This is a genomic window from Paenibacillus physcomitrellae (assembly GCF_002240225.1).
GTDB lineage: Bacteria > Bacillota > Bacilli > Paenibacillales > Paenibacillaceae > Fontibacillus > Fontibacillus physcomitrellae.
This window is the reverse complement of sequence record NZ_CP022584.1, coordinates 1225832-1245207: the sequence shown is the minus strand read 5'-3', so window position 1 is coordinate 1245207 and position 19376 is coordinate 1225832. Positions and strand designations below refer to the sequence as shown.

Annotated in this window: 23 protein-coding genes; all 23 read left to right on the top strand. The window is 51.0% G+C overall.

What is annotated here, in order from left to right; all coding sequences use genetic code 11:
• The first annotated feature begins 54 nt into the window (after positions 1–54).
• The 23 genes from spoIIIAA to recN all read left to right on the top strand — a co-directional run bounded on the left by spoIIIAA (position 55) and on the right by recN (position 19300).
• Positions 55–1014, top strand: a complete 960-nt coding sequence (spoIIIAA, locus tag CBE73_RS05765; protein ID WP_094093407.1) for a stage III sporulation protein AA — start codon at positions 55–57, stop codon at positions 1012–1014.
• A 42-nt stretch (positions 1015–1056) separates the two neighbouring features.
• Positions 1057–1575, top strand: a complete 519-nt coding sequence (spoIIIAB, locus tag CBE73_RS05760) for a stage III sporulation protein SpoIIIAB (protein ID WP_094093406.1) — start codon at positions 1057–1059, stop codon at positions 1573–1575.
• Between the two features lie 53 nt (positions 1576–1628).
• On the top strand, positions 1629–1832 hold the full coding sequence (gene spoIIIAC, locus CBE73_RS05755) for a stage III sporulation protein AC (RefSeq protein ID WP_094093405.1): 204 nt from the start codon (positions 1629–1631) through the stop codon (positions 1830–1832).
• Between the two features lie 10 nt (positions 1833–1842).
• Positions 1843–2232, top strand: a complete 390-nt coding sequence (gene spoIIIAD, locus CBE73_RS05750) for a stage III sporulation protein AD (RefSeq protein ID WP_094093404.1) — start codon at positions 1843–1845, stop codon at positions 2230–2232.
• A 9-nt stretch (positions 2233–2241) separates the two neighbouring features.
• Positions 2242–3459, top strand: a complete 1218-nt coding sequence (spoIIIAE, locus tag CBE73_RS05745; protein ID WP_244905529.1) for a stage III sporulation protein AE — start codon at positions 2242–2244, stop codon at positions 3457–3459.
• Between the two features lie 23 nt (positions 3460–3482).
• On the top strand, positions 3483–4337 hold the full coding sequence (gene spoIIIAF, locus CBE73_RS05740; protein WP_094093403.1) for a stage III sporulation protein AF: 855 nt from the start codon (positions 3483–3485) through the stop codon (positions 4335–4337).
• Between the two features lie 17 nt (positions 4338–4354).
• A complete protein-coding gene (spoIIIAG, locus tag CBE73_RS05735) occupies positions 4355–4996 on the top strand; it encodes a stage III sporulation protein AG (protein ID WP_094093402.1) in 642 nt (213 codons plus the stop codon).
• Positions 4997–5059: 63 nt separating this feature from the next.
• On the top strand, positions 5060–5896 hold the full coding sequence (locus CBE73_RS05730) for a SpoIIIAH-like family protein (RefSeq protein ID WP_094093401.1): 837 nt from the start codon (positions 5060–5062) through the stop codon (positions 5894–5896).
• A 264-nt stretch (positions 5897–6160) separates the two neighbouring features.
• A complete protein-coding gene (accB, locus tag CBE73_RS05725; RefSeq protein WP_094093400.1) occupies positions 6161–6634 on the top strand; it encodes an acetyl-CoA carboxylase biotin carboxyl carrier protein in 474 nt (157 codons plus the stop codon).
• A gap of 36 nt (positions 6635–6670) precedes the next feature.
• On the top strand, positions 6671–8014 hold the full coding sequence (gene accC, locus CBE73_RS05720) for an acetyl-CoA carboxylase biotin carboxylase subunit (protein WP_094093399.1): 1344 nt from the start codon (positions 6671–6673) through the stop codon (positions 8012–8014).
• 115 nt (positions 8015–8129) lie between these two features.
• The gene (locus tag CBE73_RS05715; protein ID WP_094093398.1) at positions 8130–8540 is read left to right on the top strand and encodes an Asp23/Gls24 family envelope stress response protein; all 411 of its coding nucleotides are present in this window, start codon (positions 8130–8132) and stop codon (positions 8538–8540) included.
• A 65-nt stretch (positions 8541–8605) separates the two neighbouring features.
• Positions 8606–9145, top strand: a complete 540-nt coding sequence (gene amaP / locus CBE73_RS05710) for an alkaline shock response membrane anchor protein AmaP (protein WP_094093397.1) — start codon at positions 8606–8608, stop codon at positions 9143–9145.
• 15 nt (positions 9146–9160) lie between these two features.
• Entirely contained in the window at positions 9161–9394 is a 234-nt protein-coding gene (locus CBE73_RS05705; RefSeq protein ID WP_094093396.1) for a DUF2273 domain-containing protein, read from the top strand.
• A gap of 144 nt (positions 9395–9538) precedes the next feature.
• The gene (nusB, locus tag CBE73_RS05700; protein WP_094093395.1) at positions 9539–9988 is read left to right on the top strand and encodes a transcription antitermination factor NusB; all 450 of its coding nucleotides are present in this window, start codon (positions 9539–9541) and stop codon (positions 9986–9988) included.
• Between the two features lie 29 nt (positions 9989–10017).
• Positions 10018–10875, top strand: a complete 858-nt coding sequence (gene folD, locus CBE73_RS05695) for a bifunctional methylenetetrahydrofolate dehydrogenase/methenyltetrahydrofolate cyclohydrolase FolD (RefSeq protein ID WP_094093394.1) — start codon at positions 10018–10020, stop codon at positions 10873–10875.
• 90 nt (positions 10876–10965) lie between these two features.
• A complete protein-coding gene (gene xseA / locus CBE73_RS05690) occupies positions 10966–12300 on the top strand; it encodes an exodeoxyribonuclease VII large subunit (protein WP_373286341.1) in 1335 nt (444 codons plus the stop codon).
• Positions 12269–12526: an exodeoxyribonuclease VII small subunit gene (gene xseB, locus CBE73_RS05685; protein ID WP_068696066.1), complete on the top strand. Its 258-nt coding sequence runs from the start codon at positions 12269–12271 to the stop codon at positions 12524–12526. Before xseA ends, xseB begins: the two co-directional genes overlap by 32 nt.
• Before the next feature lie 23 nt (positions 12527–12549).
• Positions 12550–13425, top strand: coding sequence for a polyprenyl synthetase family protein (locus CBE73_RS05680; RefSeq protein ID WP_094096161.1), 876 nt, complete (start codon positions 12550–12552; stop codon positions 13423–13425).
• Positions 13426–13633: 208 nt separating this feature from the next.
• Complete coding sequence (gene dxs / locus CBE73_RS05675; RefSeq protein WP_094093392.1) at positions 13634–15541, top strand: 1-deoxy-D-xylulose-5-phosphate synthase; 1908 nt, start codon at positions 13634–13636, stop codon at positions 15539–15541.
• Positions 15542–15596: 55 nt separating this feature from the next.
• Entirely contained in the window at positions 15597–16457 is an 861-nt protein-coding gene (locus tag CBE73_RS05670) for a TlyA family RNA methyltransferase (protein ID WP_094093391.1), read from the top strand.
• A 112-nt stretch (positions 16458–16569) separates the two neighbouring features.
• The gene (locus CBE73_RS05665; RefSeq protein ID WP_244905528.1) at positions 16570–17076 is read left to right on the top strand and encodes a hypothetical protein; all 507 of its coding nucleotides are present in this window, start codon (positions 16570–16572) and stop codon (positions 17074–17076) included.
• Between the two features lie 25 nt (positions 17077–17101).
• The gene (gene ahrC / locus CBE73_RS05660) at positions 17102–17551 is read left to right on the top strand and encodes a transcriptional regulator AhrC/ArgR (RefSeq protein ID WP_094093389.1); all 450 of its coding nucleotides are present in this window, start codon (positions 17102–17104) and stop codon (positions 17549–17551) included.
• Between the two features lie 24 nt (positions 17552–17575).
• The gene (gene recN / locus CBE73_RS05655) at positions 17576–19300 is read left to right on the top strand and encodes a DNA repair protein RecN (protein ID WP_094093388.1); all 1725 of its coding nucleotides are present in this window, start codon (positions 17576–17578) and stop codon (positions 19298–19300) included.
• The last annotated feature ends 76 nt before the right edge of the window (positions 19301–19376 follow it).

Below are 19376 nucleotides of genomic sequence, written 5' to 3'. Positions count from 1 at the left end.
AAATAGACTTCAAAGTTCAAGTCTAGCGAAGACAGAAATGGTGGTGAAGCGAGAATGAATGAGTCGTGGCTGTCTATTTTTCCGGAACGAATCCGGTCTCTGCTGCTGAGACTCCCCGCAAGCCTGCTGGCCGAGCTTGAAGAGGTGCGGATCAGGGAAGAACGTCCGCTGGAGATCAATGCAGGAGGACGTTTCTATTTTCTGAAAGAAGATGGCACGCTTACCGATCAGGCAGCGGAGGCTGTTCGGACAGGCCGGGAGGAGAGTCACCGGCTGCTTGACCTCATCACCAATCATTCCGTTTATACGATGGAAGAAGAGCTGAGGAAAGGGTTTATTACTTTGCCTGGCGGACACCGGATGGGACTTTCCGGACGAACGGTGCTCAGCCGCGGCAAGGTGGAACACATCCGGGATATCAGCGGATTTAACCTGCGGATTGCCAGGGAAGTCAAAGGCGCAGCGTCGGGTGTCATGCCCCATCTTCTGGATTATCATCGAAAAAGCGTCCTGCATACGCTGATTGTCGCTCCCCCGCAGCAAGGGAAGACGACGATGCTGCGGGACATTGCCAGAGCGGTCAGCAGCGGGCAATTTGGACCCGGCAGAGAAAGATGGCCGGGACTCAAAGTCGCTATCATCGACGAACGTTCGGAGATCGCCGGATGCCGGCGGGGAGTTCCAAGCTTTGATATTGGCCCCCGGACGGACATCATGGATGCTTGTCCCAAAGCGGAAGGGATCATGATGATGATCCGGTCCATGTCGCCCGACGTGATCATCGTTGATGAGATTGGCCGTCCGGAGGATGCTGAGGCGCTGACCCAGGCGCTTCATGCGGGTGTGAAAGTGGTTGCAACGGCGCATGGCTCCGGCATTGGCAGTATGCCTTTAAGCCCGCTGCTAAACGGTGTATCAAGCGGCAAGCTGTTCCAGAGGTTTGTGACCCTGGGCCGTGGGGAACACGGATTCACCTTCAAAGTCTACGACGGAGAATATAAGCCGCTGCTTTAGCATTCAAGTCCTCCATAATCACAGAGGAAAGGCGGTGAAGCGATGTTCAAAATGGTGGGGGCCATCCTGATCATTGTGGCCGGCACGCTGGCAGGTTTTGTACAAGCACGAAGGTTTGCGGCCAGACCTAATGAAATCAGACGCCTTATTCTTTCGCTGCAAAGGCTTGAAACCGAGATTGGCTACGGCTTCACCCCTCTTCCGGAAGCATTTAGGCGGATCGGTGCCCAAAGCCGGGAGCCGCTGAACCGGCTTTATGCGGAAGCGGCAGCGGCCATGGAAGATCCCCGGAACTGGACGGCCCAGGACAGCCTGCACTACGCACTGAAAGAGAACTGGAAATATACATCCATGAAAGCGCCCGAGAGGGAAGTGCTGCATCAGCTTGGCTTTACCTTGGGCACCAGCGACAGAACCAACCAGAAAAGCCACATCCAGTCAGCGGTCAAGGCTTTGGAAGCAGAGGAAGCGCAAGCTCTGGAAGAGCAGGCCCGTTACGAAAAAATGTCCAGAAGCCTCGGACTGCTTGTCGGCGCATTGATTGTTATCCTGATCTATTAGAATGGTAACTCTCCCGGTAGGGATTGCGGAGAAAACAGCGAGGTGCCTTTTTCATGAACATAGAAGTGAACGCTATATTTCAAATTGCCGGAATTGGAATCATTGTCGCCATGATTCACACCGTGCTGAAGCAGATGGGGAAAGAAGATATGGCCCATTGGGTAACGCTGATCGGATTTGTAGTGGTGCTGTTTATGGTTGTCCGGATGCTGGACAGCCTGTTTCAGCAAATCAAAACGATCTTTCTGTTCCAGTAGGTGACCGGCAATGGACATGATCCAAATTGTCGGGCTGGGTCTGATCGCCGCCATTCTCTCCCTACTGATGCGGGAGCAAAAACCCATCTTTGCTTTTCTGATCACCGCTTTCGCCGGCATTACGATCTTTCTGTTTCTCATCGGCAAGATCGGCACAGTGCTGGATACGCTCGAGGAGCTGGCTGCGGCTTCGGGCGTTCAGAACGTCTATCTGAAGACAATCCTTAAAATTATTGGCATTGCTTACATCGCGGAGTTTGGAGCCCAAATTGTCCGGGATGCCGGACAGGAAGCCATTGCCTCCAAAATCGAGCTGGCGGGTAAAGTTCTGATCATTGTACTGGCGGTTCCGATTATCGGCATCATTATTGAAACCGTAGTAAAGCTGCTGCCTGCCTAGAAACGAGGAATGATGATGAAACACCGATTTCGGACGACCCTGGGGACCTTCATTGCAGCCATGTGGCTGATCCTGCTGCTCATGATGCCCCTGACGGCTTCCGCCTCAGGTGAAGACCAGACGGACCCGGGAGCAGGGGAACAGCAGGCTCCAACCGCCAGCCAGCAGGTGAAGACGGACGAAATTGAAGTGTATTGGCAGCAGCTTATGAAAGAGTACGGGGGATTCTTTCCGGAAGGGAGCCTGCCTGCCTTCAAGGATATGATACTTCCAGGCGGAGACGGCTTCAGTCTTTCGGCAGGCCTCTCGGGTTTACTCCGGTTCATGTGGCACGAAGTGCTGTACAACGCCAAGATTTTGGTGACCATCGTCGTGTTGACCGTATTCAGCATGCTGCTTGAAACGCTGCAGAGCGCCTTCGAGAAAGGGAATGTCGGCAAGGTCGCATTCTACATCTGTTACATGGTTCTGATCATTCTGGCAATCAACAGCTTTCGTGTGGCCATTTCTTATGCGGCAGGCGCGATTGAAGGCATGATCGATTTCATGATGGCGATGGTGCCGCTTCTGTTCACCCTGCTTGCTTCGATGGGCAATGTCGTTACCGTTTCGGTAACCCATCCGCTGGTTGTTTTTATGGTTCATACGGTGGGGACGCTAGTGCATGTTGTCGTATTTCCGCTTCTGTTCTTCTCGGCCATCCTTCATATCGTAAGTTCGATGCACGAGAGATATAAGCTGTCCAAGCTAGCCGATCTGCTCAGAACAGTGGCGATGGGACTCCTCGGGGTGCTGCTTACCGTCTTCCTGGGAGTCATTTCGGTCAAAGGTATTGCGGGTTCGGTCGCGGATGGGGTTACCCTTCGCACTGCGAAGTACTTGACCGGAAATTTTGTGCCTGTTGTTGGAAAGGTGTTCTCGGATGCCACGGATACAGTCATCTCGGCTTCCATTCTCGTGAAAAATGCGGTCGGCATTGTTGGTGTAGTTATCATCTTATTCCTGTGCGCTTTCCCGGCGATCAAGATCCTTACCCTCGCGCTGATCTACAATTTTACAGCAGCCGTCATGCAGCCGCTTGGCGATACGCCGATTGTGGCCTGTCTGGAGACTATCGGGAAAAGCATGCTGTATGTGTTTGCCGTATTGGCGGCGGTAGGACTGATGTTCTTCCTGGCCATCACGATTATGCTGACGGCGGGCAACATCACGGTAATGATGCGATGAAGCGGGAAAGGCGGGAATGACTCATGAACTGGCTAGGCGAGTGGCTGAGACAGATTATTTTTATCGTACTGCTGGCGGGCATCATCGAGATGCTGCTTCCCAGCCGTTCCATGGAGCGGTACGTGAAGCTGGTGCTCAGCTTGCTGGTCCTGATGACATTGCTTAATCCGGTGCTGAAGCTGCTGGACGGCAACCCGGCGGAGAAGCTACAGCGGGTCATCGAAGATCAATTGAACCCGAAAGCAGCCAGCCAGTCCAGTTTGGATCAAATTCTAAAGCAAGGCGAGCTGCTCAGGCAGTCGAGTCTGGAGGATTCCTTGAAATGGGCCGGCACGGAAACGGCGCAGCAGATGAAAACACAGATAGAAGCAAATACAGGGCTGGATGTGAATCGTGTATCCGTCACAATCAAGGTGGTGCCGGCTTCAGCAGCAGACACAGATGAGGGAGAGCAGGACAGCCAGTACGATAAGCCGGTAATCAGCCATATTGAGGTCTACCTGAACCCGGCAGCGGAGGATACCCCTGTTATGGCAAACCCGGATGAATCTAAGGTGAACTCGGGATTCTCGTCAGACAGCTCCTTGGGAACCATACAAGTCCCGCAGATCGATCCGGTGCAAATCCATATAGGGAGAATCGGTGTCGGAACCATGGATAACGGGGAGCAGGGGCCTGAGGTCACGGAGGAATCCTCGGAAGCCGGAGATGCCGGAGCCGGAAGGGACGATCAGGTTTCGGAGGACGGAGATCAACCTGTTTCGGTTGCACCAGACACGGCCGAAGGGAGCAAGATTACACAGATGCTTGGCAGCAGCTGGGGTGTTTCCAAAGATCTGATCGAGATCTACCAGCTGGGCAGTAGAGTAAAGCCGTAAAGGAGGTGAGGACGGAAATGAATTGGCTCAAAAAACTGGAGCAGTGGATTGGCGGGGGTGAAGGCGGCGGGAAGAAATTACATACCTTCAGGCTGCTCATCATTATCGGTCTCATCGGCATTGCGTTTATGCTGTTTAATTCCTTTGTCCATGTGAAGAAAATCGACACGGGCGGAGTGGGGCGGGAGCCGCCTTCCGATACGGTTAATACTTCTGCCGAGGTTTCGGCGGGCATCGATGGCAGCAGTCCTTTCGACAGCATCGAAGAAGAGATGGAGGATAAAACCAAAGATATTTTGGAGAAGATCGTGGGCGTAGGGGCAGTAGATGTCATGGTGACGGTAGATTCCACCGAGGAAACGGTCTTTCAGCGCAATGTCAAGGACAGCCAGCAGTCAACAGATGAAACGGATGGCAATGGCGGCAAACGGCACATCACGGAATATACAAGAGACGGTGAAATTGTAACGAGCGAAGTGTCCGGTGACCAGCAGCCGATTGTTACCAAGAAGGTAAAACCCCAGGTTCGGGGTGTGCTGGTGGTTGCCAAAGGGGCCGAGAACAAGGTCGTCAAGCAAATGATCATCGATGCTGTGGAAAAAGGCCTGAACGTGCCTGCCTATCGCATTTCTGTTGCTCCAAGAAAAACCTCTCAGTAAGTTCGTGTTTCATGAAACGAAGTGAAGTTTCCCTTATCCCATTTCTTATAGGAGGAATTTTCAATGAAAACAAAACGTCAAACAATTTGGCTTGTCTCCATGCTCAGCTTGATGGTGGTCTTATCCGCGTATTACCTGTTTACCGAGGATTCCGGTCCAGCCGCCAACCAATCGGCTGATGGACAGCAGGTTACCGTTTCGGATACGCAGGGTGCGCAGGGTACGGCTTCAGGCGATTCAGGCGGATCGATCGTGACCGAGGTGACAGATGGAACAGATGAGGGAGACGGACAAACGGCTGCTGCTGACGACAGCATTACCGGGGACGATCAAACAGACAGCCAGACAGACACCCAAACGGACAGCGGTACAGCGGCGGCGACAGAAGATCAAAACCAGCAGGATTCAGCGGCCACGGACACAGCTTCCAAAGATGATGGCAAATCGGCAGCAGCTTCCTCGGATGATCAAACAGCCACGGACTCGCAGACAGCCAAGACGGACGAAGAAGTGCTGGAAACAGCTCAAGCACAAGGTACGGTAGGCAGCGACCAGCTGGATCAATATCAATACGAAAGAACCGAAGCTAACTATAAAAAAGCCGATGAGCTGCTGCAAACGATGAACGACCTCAGTAAGACACCGGAAGAAAACGCGAAAGCGGCAAATGAATATAGTGCCCTGCAGGACAAAGAATCCAAAATCAACGACATCGAGGAGCAGGTCTCTCAACGTTATGGCAGAGCGATAGTCGCTGAAGAAAACGACAGCTTTAAGGTGGTGGTTCAGAACGATAAACTGCAGGCTAAAGACGCAGCGACCATCATTGATCTTGTCATCAGCGAGCTTGGCGTTTCCCAGGACAAAGTCAAAGTTCAGTATGTAAGCTCCGCCAAGTAATCGGTTTCAAAAACTTTTCTCCAAAGAGTCCAGGGTTATGCTTGGACTCTTTCTATTTCTTCACATTGTGATATAATACATAAAGTTATGTTATGACCAAGTACCAAAGCTTACGGTGTCAAAGGAAGTTGAATCGTTTCGGCTGTGCTAGAACTGGCGGACATTGCTTTCTTTACCAAAGGACATGCCCCGAGAGGGACCGCAGCCTTTCCTGCCGCGGGTAACCGGATGTTCTTCAAAAAAGCTGGAGGAGTGAATAGTAGAATGTTTAAATTAAATGAAATTAAAGAACTGATCAAATTGGTGGATGAAACCTCTGTGCATGAGCTGGAAATTGAGAATGAAGGAACCCGCCTTATGATTCGCAAACCGGGCAAAACGGAGGTTGTACAGGTTGCAGCAGCTCCGGTTGTTCAGGCACCTGCTCCTGCAGCAGCGGCAGCGGTTCAGCAGACGCAAGAGACCAAAGCTCCGGAACGGCAAGCAGCGGATTCCAACTTACATACAATCGTTTCCCCGATGGTAGGTTCTTTCTACCGCGCTTCCTCTCCTGACGCGAGTCCTTTCGTCAATAAGGGCGATCGTGTTTCGGACAAGACAGTGGTCTGCATCATTGAAGCGATGAAGCTGATGAATGAAATTGAAGCCGAAGTTAAAGGCGAAATCGTCGACATTTTGGTAGAAAACGGACAGCTTGTGGAATATGGACAGCCCCTCTTTTTGGTGAAGCCGGAATAAGATTAGCTTAAGAATTTGGTACCAGGAGGATAAACCATGAAATTTCACAAAATATTGATTGCTAACCGAGGCGAAATCGCGGTTCGGATTATCCGCGCCTGCCGGGAAATGAATATTTCTACGGTCGCCGTTTATTCCGAAGCAGATAAGGATTCTCTGCATGTACGCCTTGCAGATGAAGCTTATTGCATCGGCCCGACTTTGTCCAAGGACAGTTATTTGAATTTTACGAACATTATGAGCGTAGCTACGTTGACGGAATGTGATGCCATCCATCCGGGCTACGGATTTTTGTCTGAGAATGCCGACTTTGCGGAGATTTGCGATTCCTGCAATATTACATTCATCGGTCCTTCCGCTGACGCGATCAGCCGGATGGGTGACAAATCCGTCGCCAAACAGACGATGAAGGATGCCGGAGTGCCGGTTATCCCGGGCTCTGACGGCATTATAGAAGATTTGGACGAAGCGGTCATGATTGCCAGAGATATTGGTTATCCTGTCATTATCAAGGCAACTGCCGGCGGCGGAGGCAAAGGTATCCGCCTGGCGGAAGACGAATCTTCCTTGATCCAGCAGATTACAACGGCTCAGCAGGAAGCCCAGAAGGCATTCGGCAATGCCGGCGTTTACCTGGAGAAATATTTGACAGGCATGAAGCATGTGGAAATTCAAATCATGGCAGACCGCCATGGCAATGCCGTTTATTTGGGAGAGCGCGACTGCTCCGTGCAGCGCCGCCGCCAGAAGCTGGTGGAGGAATCTCCTTGTCCGATTCTGTCTCCTGAGAAAAGAGCCGAAATGGGCGAAGCAGCCGTTCGGGCTGCGCTTGCCGTGGACTATTGCGGCGCCGGCACGCTGGAATTTCTGCTCGGGCCTGATGGTCAATTCTACTTCATGGAAATGAATACGCGGATTCAGGTTGAGCATCCGGTAACTGAAATGGTCACTGGCGTGGATTTGATCAAAGAGATGATCTCCGTAGCCGAAGGAAACCGTCTGTCTTTCGTGCAAGAAGACATTGTGCTGAACGGCTGGTCGATTGAATGCCGGATTAATGCGGAGAATCCTGACCGGGGCTTCCTGCCTTCGCCGGGCAAAATCCAGTTTTATCTGGCGCCAGGCGGACCAGGCGTACGGGTCGACAGCGGAGCGTATCCGGGTTATACCATCTCTCCTCACTACGATTCTATGATTGCGAAGCTGATCGTCTGGGCGCCGACCCGCGAGGAAGCGATCGCCAAGATGAAACGCGCTTTGGCTGAATTTGCTGTGGAAGGTATTCATACCACCATTCCGTTCCACCAGAAATTGCTGGATCATCCGGTATTTATCCGTGGTGATTTCGATATTAAATTTCTGGAAGAACACGAGGTTTAAAACAATCGGGCCAAGTTTGTCATAATACAGGCAAAATGATATAGTATGTATAATAAGTGCGCTTGCCTCTATGACACTGGGTTTGTCGCAAACTTATTGAGAGGTGGAGAAGAAGATGAGTACTTTGCCGACTGAATTTGAACGTACCGATATTGGAGAGATTCAAATTGCGCCGGAAGTCATCGAAGTCATTGCCGGTTTGGCAACGGTTGAGGTGAAAGGTGTAGCGGGAATGAGCGGCGGGTTTGCCGGCGGCATTGCCGAATTGCTCGGACGCAAAAATTTATCCAAAGGCGTTAAGGTTGAGGTTGGCCAGCGGGAAGCGGCTGTTGACGTATCTGTAATTGTAGAATACGGCAACCGGATTCCGGAAGTGGCTAGCGAAGTTCAGCGTAACGTCAAACGTTCCATTGAACAGATGACAGGACTTTCCGTCGTGGAAGTGAACGTACATATTCATGACGTGATTTTCAAGACGACTGAGAAACTTGAAGAACCAACTGATGTAAACAACAGGGTTAAATAACGAGTGCATAAACCCCCGACAATTGAGTCAGGGGTTTACTATAATTTAGGGAGGCTGCAGATTTCGTGGCAAAGATTTTAGACAGGGTTTTGCTTTTTATATATAGCCTGAGCATCGGCATTATCAGTGTAATTGCAATCCTCCTTTTAACGAATGCCGTTCCGGTCTCTTTGAATTCGCAGGATCAAAATACGCTTTATCTGGTTGTCTTGATAGTGGCGGTTCTTCTATTCCTGTTCAGCCTCCGTTTCTTCTATATTTCAATCCGCAGGGATCGTTCCTCGCTGCCGTCGATCGATCAAAGAACCGAATTTGGCGATATTCAGATTTCGGTAGAGACGATTGAGAATCTTTCGTATAAAGCCGCTTCGCGGGTTCGTGGAGTCCGTGATGTGAAGACAAGAATCCGGGTTTCCGAATCCGGCCTTGAAATCAACGTTCGCGCGCTTGTGGACGGTGAAACAGCGATACCGCCCCTTACGGAAGAAGTGCAGAAGCAGGTTCATGATCAAGTGGAGGAAATTACCGGGATTCCGGTTTCTTATGTCTCCGTATATATTGCCAACTTGGTGCAATCTCCGGTGATAAAGAGCCGAGTGGAATAGGGGGAGTTCGTCCCAATGTTTTGGAAAGAATTGTGGACCAGCTATAAGGGACGTTTGCTGGGAGTCGCGGCCGCTGTATTTTTGATCATTATTTATTTAATATCCGGTTTTTGGAACATGATGTTTTGTGCTCTGATCCTGTTCATCGGCTACACGGCCGGGAAATACAAGGATCTAGATCAAGGCTCTTTGATACCATGGAAGGAAATAAGGGACTGGCTGTTTAGCAAGTGGCGTCCTTTCCGATAATTCCTGTGATATGCTTTTCTCCTGTAAAACAGATGAAGCTGAATAATGCCCCTCGGGGCGGTGGAGAATAGCATTTCGCAGGTTTTTTTATTACAACTAGGTTTTTCAGATCAGCTATGTATATGAGTCCAGGAGGAAATTTTAGTGAAAAAGCGTTTAACAAGGGAACTTGCGGTGCAGAGCCTGTACCAGATGGAAATGAATGAAGTGGGAGCCCAGGAGGCGGTTATGATGCTGCTGGTTGAAGCTTCGGAAGATAACGAAAGCGGCGTTGGAAGCGTTGGTAACCCGGATGAAGCAAGAGAGCAGATTATGGAGCTTGTTGCCGGTGTTATCGAACATAAAACTGCAATCGACGGGATGCTGGAGCAATATTTGAAGAACTGGCAGATCAGCCGATTGTCGCGGGTGGACCGCGAGGTGCTTCGCCTGGCCGCTTACGAAATGATCTTCCGTGACGATGTTCCAGCCAAGGTAGCCGTCAACGAAGCGATCGAGCTGTCCAAACATTTTGGCACTGAGGAGTCCGGCAAGTTTGTCAATGGCGTGCTCGGCAAGATGATCCAAGATTTAGACAAGCTTAAAAACTTATAAAATCAGGGGTTAAAGGAGACGGGGAAACGATGACAGCAACTATTATCAGCGGGAAACAGGTATCAGAAGAAATTCGCAGCCAGATTCGCATTGAAGTAGAAGAGCTTAAAGGTAAAGGGGTGCAGCCAGGTCTCGCCGTTGTGCTTGTAGGCGAAGATCCGGCTTCCCAGGTTTACGTCCGCAACAAAGAGAAGGCTTGCGTAGACCTTGGCTTTTATTCCGAGGTTCATCGTCTGCCAGCCTCTACAACCCAGGAAGAATTGCTTTCCCTTATTGAGAAATTGAATGGACAAGCCAGCATCCACGGCATTTTGGTCCAGCTGCCTCTTCCTTCCCATATTCACGAGAAATCCGTGATCGACGCCATTTCGGTCGAGAAGGATGTTGACGGCTTCCACCCGGTGAACGTGGGTAACCTTGTAATCGGGGATGACAGCCTGCTGCCATGTACGCCTGCAGGGGTCATTGAGCTGATCAAACGCACAGGCATCGAAATGAGCGGTAAACATGCTGTTGTCATCGGCCGCAGCAACATTGTCGGCAAACCGGTTTCCCTGCTGCTGCAGCGCGAGAATGCTACCGTCACGATGTGCCATTCCCGCACCGCTAACATGAAAGAGCTGACCAAACAGGCGGATATCGTCGTTGTGGCGATTGGACGAGCTAATTTTGTAGACGCTTCTTTCATCAAACCGGGCGCAGTTGTAATTGACGTCGGCATGAACCGTCTGGAGAACGGCAAGCTAGCCGGAGATGTGGATTTCGCAAGCGTACAGGAGGTTTCAGGTCCGATTACGCCGGTTCCCGGCGGGGTGGGTCCGATGACCATTACGATGCTGATGAAAAATACGCTGATCGCCGCCAAAAGGCTGAATGGTTTGAAATGATGCCAGCAGGCATCCTAGCGGCCTGATAAAGGAGGCTTTGCTGTGGAACAGCGCATTTATTCGATTAAGGAATTAAATAAATTTATCCGCATGAAAATGGAAAGCGATCCGCTGCTGTCCGAAGTCTGGATCCGCGGGGAAATTTCCAACTTTACGCATCATTCCAGCGGCCATATGTATTTTACGCTGAAGGATGCGGACAGCCGGATCAAAAGCATTATGTTTGCCTCGCATAACCAAAGGCTGCCTTTCATTCCGAAGGAAGGCTCGCGGGTGATTGCCAGAGGCAATGTTTCGGTGTTTGAACGGGACGGGCAATATCAGTTTTATGCCACCCATATGCAGCCGGACGGCATCGGCAGCTTGTACCTGGCGTATGAGCAGCTTAAGAAGAAACTGGAGCAGGAAGGCCTGTTCGAGGCTTCGACCAAGAAGGCGATTCCGAAATTCCCGCGCAGCATTGGTGTTGTTACCTCGCCAACCGGAGCGGCCGTCAGAGACATCATGATTACGCTGCAGAGAAGATATCCACAGGCGCATATTGTCCTTTATCCCGTGCTGGTGCAGGGAAAAGGCGCCGCGCCTTCGATCGTCAAGGCCATCCGCGAGCTGAACCGGCTGGGCGAGGCGGATGTGCTGATTGTGGGCCGCGGCGGCGGCTCGCTTGAAGAGCTGTGGGCCTTCAACGAAGAAATCGTAGCCAGAGCGATCTATGATTCGGCGATCCCGATTATTTCGGCTGTCGGGCACGAAACGGACTTTACGATCGCCGACTTTGTGGCCGATCTGCGGGCGGCCACGCCAACGGCTGCGGCCGAGCTTGCGGTGCCGCATATCGCGGATTTGAAGGAGCTGCTTCGCCAGCTCCAGCGCTCGCTGCGGCAGGGGCTGCAGCACAAGGCGTCCCGCGAGCGCGAACGCCTCGCGCGCCTGCAAAGGTCGCCGGCGCTGACGCAGCCGCGCCGCCAGGTGCTTCAGCATGTCCAGCGTCTGGACATGCTGAAGCATCGGCTGTCCCGCACGGTGGACAGCCGGGTGAAGCTGACAGCCGGCCGTTACGGGCGGCTGCATGAGACGCTGCTGCGCTTCCATCCGCAGGCGCAGCTGAACCAGGCTTCAGCCCGCGGGGACGAGCTTTCCCGCAGGCTGAAGCAAAGCATGGCGCTGTTCCTCAAGGAGCGCAGCGCCATGCTGGGCAGCGCGATCAGACAGCTGGATGCGCTGAGTCCGCTTAAGGTCATGAGCCGGGGCTATGGCCTTGTCTATGACGATCAAGAACAGAAGCTGATCAAATCGATCAACCAGGTGCAGCCGGGCGATCAGGTAAAGATCAAAATCACCGACGGTGAGCTTGACTGCCAGGTTTGGGGCATAAAGCCGGAAGGAGAAGAGCATGGAAGAACAGAAACAGGAACTGAGTTTTGAAGAGGCCATGAGCGAACTGGAGGCGATTGTCTCTCAGCTGGAGCATGGGGATGTGCCGCTTGAGAAAGCGATTGATCTGTTCCAGCAGGGGATGAAGCTGTCCCAGCTCTGCGGTCAGAAATTGGAGCAGGTGGAACGGAAGATCGAAATGATTGTTGAGGTTGACGGAGCCGCCGTGAAGAAACCCTACAGTGAAAACGGCGGAGGAAGCGGTGATTTTGCTTGAGCCGTCCGTCTTTTGAGCAATATATGGAGCAAGTTTGCGGTCAGGTGAATACCGCTCTTGAAAGCTTTTTGCCCGGTGATTGGCAGGTTCCCGGCACGCTTAAAGAGGCTATGCAATATTCGCTGACGGCCGGGGGAAAAAGATTGCGTCCGCTGCTGGTAATTGCCGCAGCCGAAAGCCTTGGCGGAAGCAGGGAGGCGGCCATGCCGGTCGCATGTGCGGTGGAGATGATTCATACCTACTCTCTCATTCATGATGATCTTCCGGCTATGGACAACGATGATTTCAGACGGGGTAAACCAACCAATCACAAGGTGTTTGGAGAAGCCTCGGCTATTCTGGCCGGGGATGGCCTGCTGACCCATGCTTTTTACAGTGTTGTCCAGGCTTCCCGCAGATATCATGTCCCGGCTGAACAAACCTTGGCCATTGTGGAGGAATTGTCCCGTTACGCCGGGCCTTGCGGTATGGTGGGCGGACAAGCTGCCGATATGCAGGCGGAGCAGGGAGTTACGGATCTGGGAGGTCTCCGTTACATACATGAGCATAAAACCGGGGACCTGATCGTGTTCGCCTTGAAGGCCGGCGGCCGAATTGCTTCAGCTTCCCTACGCCAACTTGAGGCGCTTGAACGGTTTGGCCGCAATATCGGTTTCGCCTTCCAGATTCAAGACGATATTCTGGATCTGATTGGTGACGAGGCCAAGCTCGGCAAGAGCACGCAAAGCGATCTCAAAATGGAAAAAGTCACTTATCCTTATTTCGCAGGTCTGGAAGCCTCCCGTGCAGAAGTGGCCCGGTTGACCCTTGAAGCCAAGGAAGCACTGGAAGACGGAGGTATTCCGGACCCTGCCCGTTTGCTTGAGATTTCAGATTTTCTGCTGAAACGCGATCATTAAGTCAATTCAATTCGAGTTAAGTGAACAGGACTTTAGACATATAACTCCGGCAGATTTATGACGGCAAAACGCGCCCGCTTATTCTTGTTGTTCTTTGTAGGACAAGTGGCGCAGATTTTGCCGTTATTTCTGTTGAAACGACTTTTATGTTATAATTGGGGGCACTACAATAGAATGCTATTTAAACAAAGGAAAGCGGGGAATACAAATGCTGCTTTCGCAAATCAACGGACCTGAGGATCTCAAACAGCTGTCCGTCGATGAGCTTGCACCGCTGGCGGCTCAGATTCGTCAGTTTCTGATTGAGAAGCTGTCCGTAACCGGCGGTCATCTGGCTTCCAATCTGGGCGTGGTGGAATTGACGCTGGCGCTTCATTACCGCTACAACAGCCCCAAAGATAAATTCATTTATGATGTCGGGCATCAGGCGTATGTACATAAGATGTTGACCGGCAGAATGGATCAATTTGACACACTGCGCAAATTAAACGGCTTATGCGGCTTCGTGAAACGGGACGAAAGCGAACACGATGTTTGGGAAGCCGGACACAGCAGCACTTCTTTGTCGGCGGCGATGGGCATGGCGCTGGCTCGTGATCTGAAAGGCGAGGACTTCAAGGTCATTCCTATTATAGGCGATGGAGCTCTAACGGGCGGCATGGCTTTTGAAGCGCTTAATCACATCGGCCACGAGAAGAAGAAGCTGATGGTTATTCTGAACGATAATGAAATGTCCATAGCGCCCAACGTAGGGGCGATGCATAATTATTTGTCGCGCATCCGTTCAGACCGGACTTATTTGCGTGCCAAAGATGAAATTGAAATACTGCTGCGAAAAATCCCGGCCATTGGCGGCAAACTTGCCAAGACAGCCGAGAAAGTCAAGGACAGCCTTAAATATATGATGGTTCCCGGCATTTTGTTCGAGGAGCTTGGATTCACCTATTTGGGACCTGTAGACGGTCATGATATGCCGAAGCTGCTTGAAACGTTTAAGCAGGCGGATAACGTGGAAGGGCCTGTCCTGGTTCATGTATTAACGACTAAAGGAAAAGGCTACAAACCTGCCGAAGCCGATTCCCACAAATGGCACGGCATTTCTCCGTACAAAATCGAGTCCGGACAGGTGCTGAAAGCTGTTGGGAATCCAATGTATACGGAGGTTTTCGGTCAAACCTTGATCGAACTGGCAGAGCAGGATGAACGGATTGTGGCGGTAACACCGGCCATGCCTGGCGGCTCCGGCCTTGTTCCTTTCTCCAAACGGTTCCCGGATCGGATGGTTGATGTGGGCATTGCCGAGCAGCATGCGGCTACGATGTGCGCTGCGTTGGCTATGGAAGGCATGAAGCCTGTATATGCGGTATACTCTACCTTTATGCAGCGTGCTTATGACCAGATCGTTCATGACATTTGCCGGCATAATGCGAATGTCATGTTCGCCATTGACCGGGCCGGCTTTGTCGGTGCGGACGGCGAAACACATCAGGGAGTTTACGACATTGCGTTCATGCGCCACATTCCGAATCTTGTGATGATGATGCCTAAGGATGAGAATGAACTTCGTCATATGATGAAGACGGCGCTTGATTACAATGACGGGCCGATTGCTTACCGCTATCCCCGCGTGAACGGAACAGGCGTCAAGCTTGACGAAGAGCTTGTGCCGATTCCAATTGGCAGCTGGCAGATGCTTCGTGAAGGCGAAGGCATCGCAATTGCGGCGATAGGCCCGATGGTTCAGGTGGCTGAAGAGGCCGCTGAGCAGCTGAAATCGGCGGGGATCAAAGTGACGGTTATTAATGCCCGCTTCCTCAAACCGCTGGATTCGGCGATGCTGATTGAAGTGGCGAAGTCTCATGCAGCGATGCTGGTTCTGGAAGAAGCAAGCCAGGCAGGCAGTCTGGGGAGTGCCATTCTGGAATTTTACGCTGAACAAGAGATTACCGACTGTGACATCAAACTGATGGGAATACCGGACCGCTTTATTGAGCATGCAAGCATCAAGGAGCAGCGCGAACAGGTTGGTTTGACGGTTGAAGCGGTTGTTCAGAAGGTCCAGAAGATTAAATCGGAACAATCCTTTGCATTCGGTAAAAAAACGCTGCCTTCCTGATTGTTGATTAGGAATAGAATAGTTATAGTGCTAAACATACAGACAGGAGAAATACATGTCAGGTTCAGGGACCAAAGAACGGGTAGATGTGCTGCTCGTGGAACAGGGCTTTTTTGAAAGCCGGGAAAAAGCAAAGACGGCTATTATGGCCGGACTTGTATATGATGAGCACGGCCGCGTAGAGAAGGCGGGGACCAAACTTCCGCGCACGGCTGCCCTTAAAGTTAAGGGCGCCGTGCATCCCTATGTAAGCCGGGGCGGTTTGAAGCTGGAGAAAGCGATCAAACAGTTCGAGATTCCGTTGACTAATCGGACCATGCTGGATATAGGCTCCTCGACCGGCGGTTTTACGGACTGCGCTTTGCAGCACGGGGCTTCTTATGTCTATGCTATTGATGTTGGCTACAACCAGCTGGACTGGAGCCTTCGCAACGATGAGCGGGTCAATGTTAAAGAGCGAACTAATTTTCGTTACATGACACCGGAAGACCTTGACGGGCCTGAGCCGGATTTTGCCAGCATAGATGTCTCGTTCATCTCGCTGCGGATTATTTTGCCGCCGCTTAAACAGCTGCTGAAACGTCCGGCGGATATTGTGGCTCTAATCAAACCGCAGTTTGAGGCAGGGCGGGAGAAGGTGGGCAAGTCCGGTGTAGTCCGTGACTCGAAAGTCCATGAGGAAGTGCTGCTGCAGGTTCTTTCTTTCGCTGAGGAGCTTGGATTCCTTATTAAAGGGCTTACCTTTTCACCTATTACGGGCGGAGAAGGGAATATTGAATTTCTGGCTCATCTCGGTCTTGAACCGGAAGGCGGAGGTTCGGAACAGAAACTCCGTTCCTGGGTAGAATTGGCTAAACAAACGGTTCAGCAGGCTTCGAGCACATTCCGATCTGCACCAGCTCAATTTAAACCCTAAGTAAGCTGAATACGATGGCTTGGAAAGCTTCCGAGAGTTTATAGCTCCGGGAGCTTTTTGCTCGAATTCATCTTTTTTTAGCAGGAAAGAGGCTTGATTTGCGAACGTTTGTTTGTTTATAATAAAGGCAACCAATTGGAAGCGGGGTGCGGAGATGGACGGAGGCTCGGATAAATGGCTGATGATCATTATGGTATTGGTTATTGTATTCCTGCTTTGGAGAGTCTTTTCTTCCTGGCTGTACCGCCCTGCCCCTTTTAAACCAGGACACGGATTTGAAGTGAATGATCAATTTGAACGTACGGCAGCCGTTGAATTGCTGGAACGCAGCGGTTATGAAGTGGTAAGCGGCAAGCTGAAGGTGCCTCTTACGTTTGAGTGTGATAATGAAAGGCTGTATAGCCGGCTGTATATAGATTATGTGGTAAGCAAGGATGGGGCATACTATGTCGTTAAGGAAGCTCGCGACAGACAGCCTGTGGAATGGACAGGCACTGGCGTGCGAAAGGCTTTGCTTCCATTTTTGCTGCTGTATCCCGATTGTGAAGGAATGTTATATATAAACGGCGAAATGAATGAAATTCGCAAGATCCGTCTGGCGAATGAAGAAGAGTATTAGCCAAATAGGCAGTTGGAGGAATTACATGAAAGGGCTTCGTCATATCAAAATACGTGAAATCATTACCCAGCAGGACATAGAAACCCAGGATGAATTGGTAGATTCGCTTAGAAATGCCGGTTTCCAGGTGACACAAGCAACCGTATCGAGGGATATTAAGGAGCTGCTGCTGATCAAAGTTCCGACGGACGACGGACGGTATAAATATTCAATGCCGACAGATCAACGCTATAACCCGGTGCAGAAATTGAAGCGGGCTTTAGTGGACAGTTTTGTTCATATCGACTACACGGGGAATCTGGTCGTTATGAAGTGTCTGCCGGGAACAGCCAACTCCGTATGTGTGCTGCTTGATAATATGGAATGGTCGGAAATTATGGGAACCATCTGCGGAGACGATACCATGCTGATTATTTGCCGCACGGAAGAGAACAGCAGCTGGGTAGTTAATCAAATTATGAGTTATATTTCCTAATTACAGGATTTGGGAGGGTTTGGTGTGCTATTTTCATTATCCATCCGTAATCTGGCCGTTGTTGAGGCCGTGGACATTACCTTTGACCGGGGATTTCTTGTCCTGACGGGAGAAACCGGTGCCGGTAAATCAATTATCATTGATGCTTTAGGTTTAATTGCCGGTGCCCGGGGTTCTGCGGATTTAATCCGTTACGGCTGCGAGAAAGCGGAGATGGAGGCCGCCTTTGACCTTTCTCAGGAACATCCGGTATGGGGAAAGCTGAAGGAATTTGGATTAAGCGGTGATGCAGGCGAACTACTGATCATTCGGCGGGATATCAGCCTTCAAGGGAAAAGCACGGCCCGGATTAACGGGCAGCTTGTCAATTTGACGATGCTGAGAGAAATCGGTGAACGATTAATTAATATTCATGGACAGCACGAACATCAAACCTTGCTCCGCCCCGAACGTCATCTGGAATTGCTTGACGCTTATGGCAGTTCATCGATCGGCCCTTTGAAGGCTGATTATCAGTCAACGTATGCTGAATTTGTCAAAACCAATCGTGAATATAATGAGCTTCAAAGCACCAGTCAGAAAATGCTGCAAATGCTGGATATGTATCGGTTTCAGCTGGAAGAAATCGCCGCTGCCAAGTTGACGGTCGGCGAAGATGAATTACTGGCAGAAGAAAAGCTTAAACTAGCTCATAGCGAGAAAATGATGGATGCAATTGCCGGAGCTTATGAACAGCTGTACGGCCAGCAAGGCCTCGATGTTATTGCCAATGCCATTTCCCGGCTGGAGGATATTGCTTCCTATGATAACAAAAGGGTCGGTCCAATAGTTGAACAGCTTCAAAATGCTTATTACCAGCTAGAAGATGCTGCGTTTGGGCTTAGGGATTACAGGGACACCCTGGAATCCAATCCGGAGCGGCTCAGAGAAGTTGAAGACCGTTTAGACGATATATCCTCTCTTCGCCGCAAATATGGCGATTCCATTGAGTCGATCTTGAGTTATTATGAGAAGATCCGCCGGGAGACGGATACTCTGGAGAATAAAGATGAGATTCTGGAGCAGCTTGAAGCGAAAAGAGCCGTGTTATTGAAGCAGCTTATGTCTAAAGCGGAAGCCTTAAGTGGAGCACGTAAGTCCTGCGCTGCCGATTTGGCGATGCAAATTGAAGGGGAACTCAAAGATCTGCAGATGCAGAGGACTTCCCTCAAGGTGGAGTTAGGCATTATGGAAGACCCGTCCGGCGTTGAATGGCAGGGCAAGCGGATCAGACTGAGCAAACAGGGCATGGATACCGCTGAATTTCTGATTTCCCCAAATCCAGGCGAGCCACTTCGTCCGCTTGGAAAGATTGCTTCCGGCGGCGAATTGTCCAGAATGATGCTGGCGCTGAAGAGCGTATTTGCTCGGCATGATCATGTTCCGGTTCTGATCTTTGACGAAGTGGATACCGGGGTCAGCGGCCGTGCGGCGCAATCCATAGCGGAGAAGCTGTACAAGCTTTCTTCAACATGCCAAGTTTTCTCCATTACCCATCTGCCCCAAGTAGCATGTATGGCGGATAACCAGTTCCTGATCGAAAAAACCGTAACTGATGGAAGAACGATGACTACGGTGGAAGCGTTAAGCCAGGAAGGGCGTGTTAAAGAGCTGGCGCGTATGCTCGGAGGGGTTGAAATTACGGAGAAAACCCTGCATCATGCCCAGGAGATGCTCAATTTGGCGGAGGCGCAAAAGGGTATTTTTTAATGTAAGGAACAATGATTAACAGTAATAAAAGATCAGGCCGGGGGTATCTTATAGTTACGCGATTGGCGACCACCTT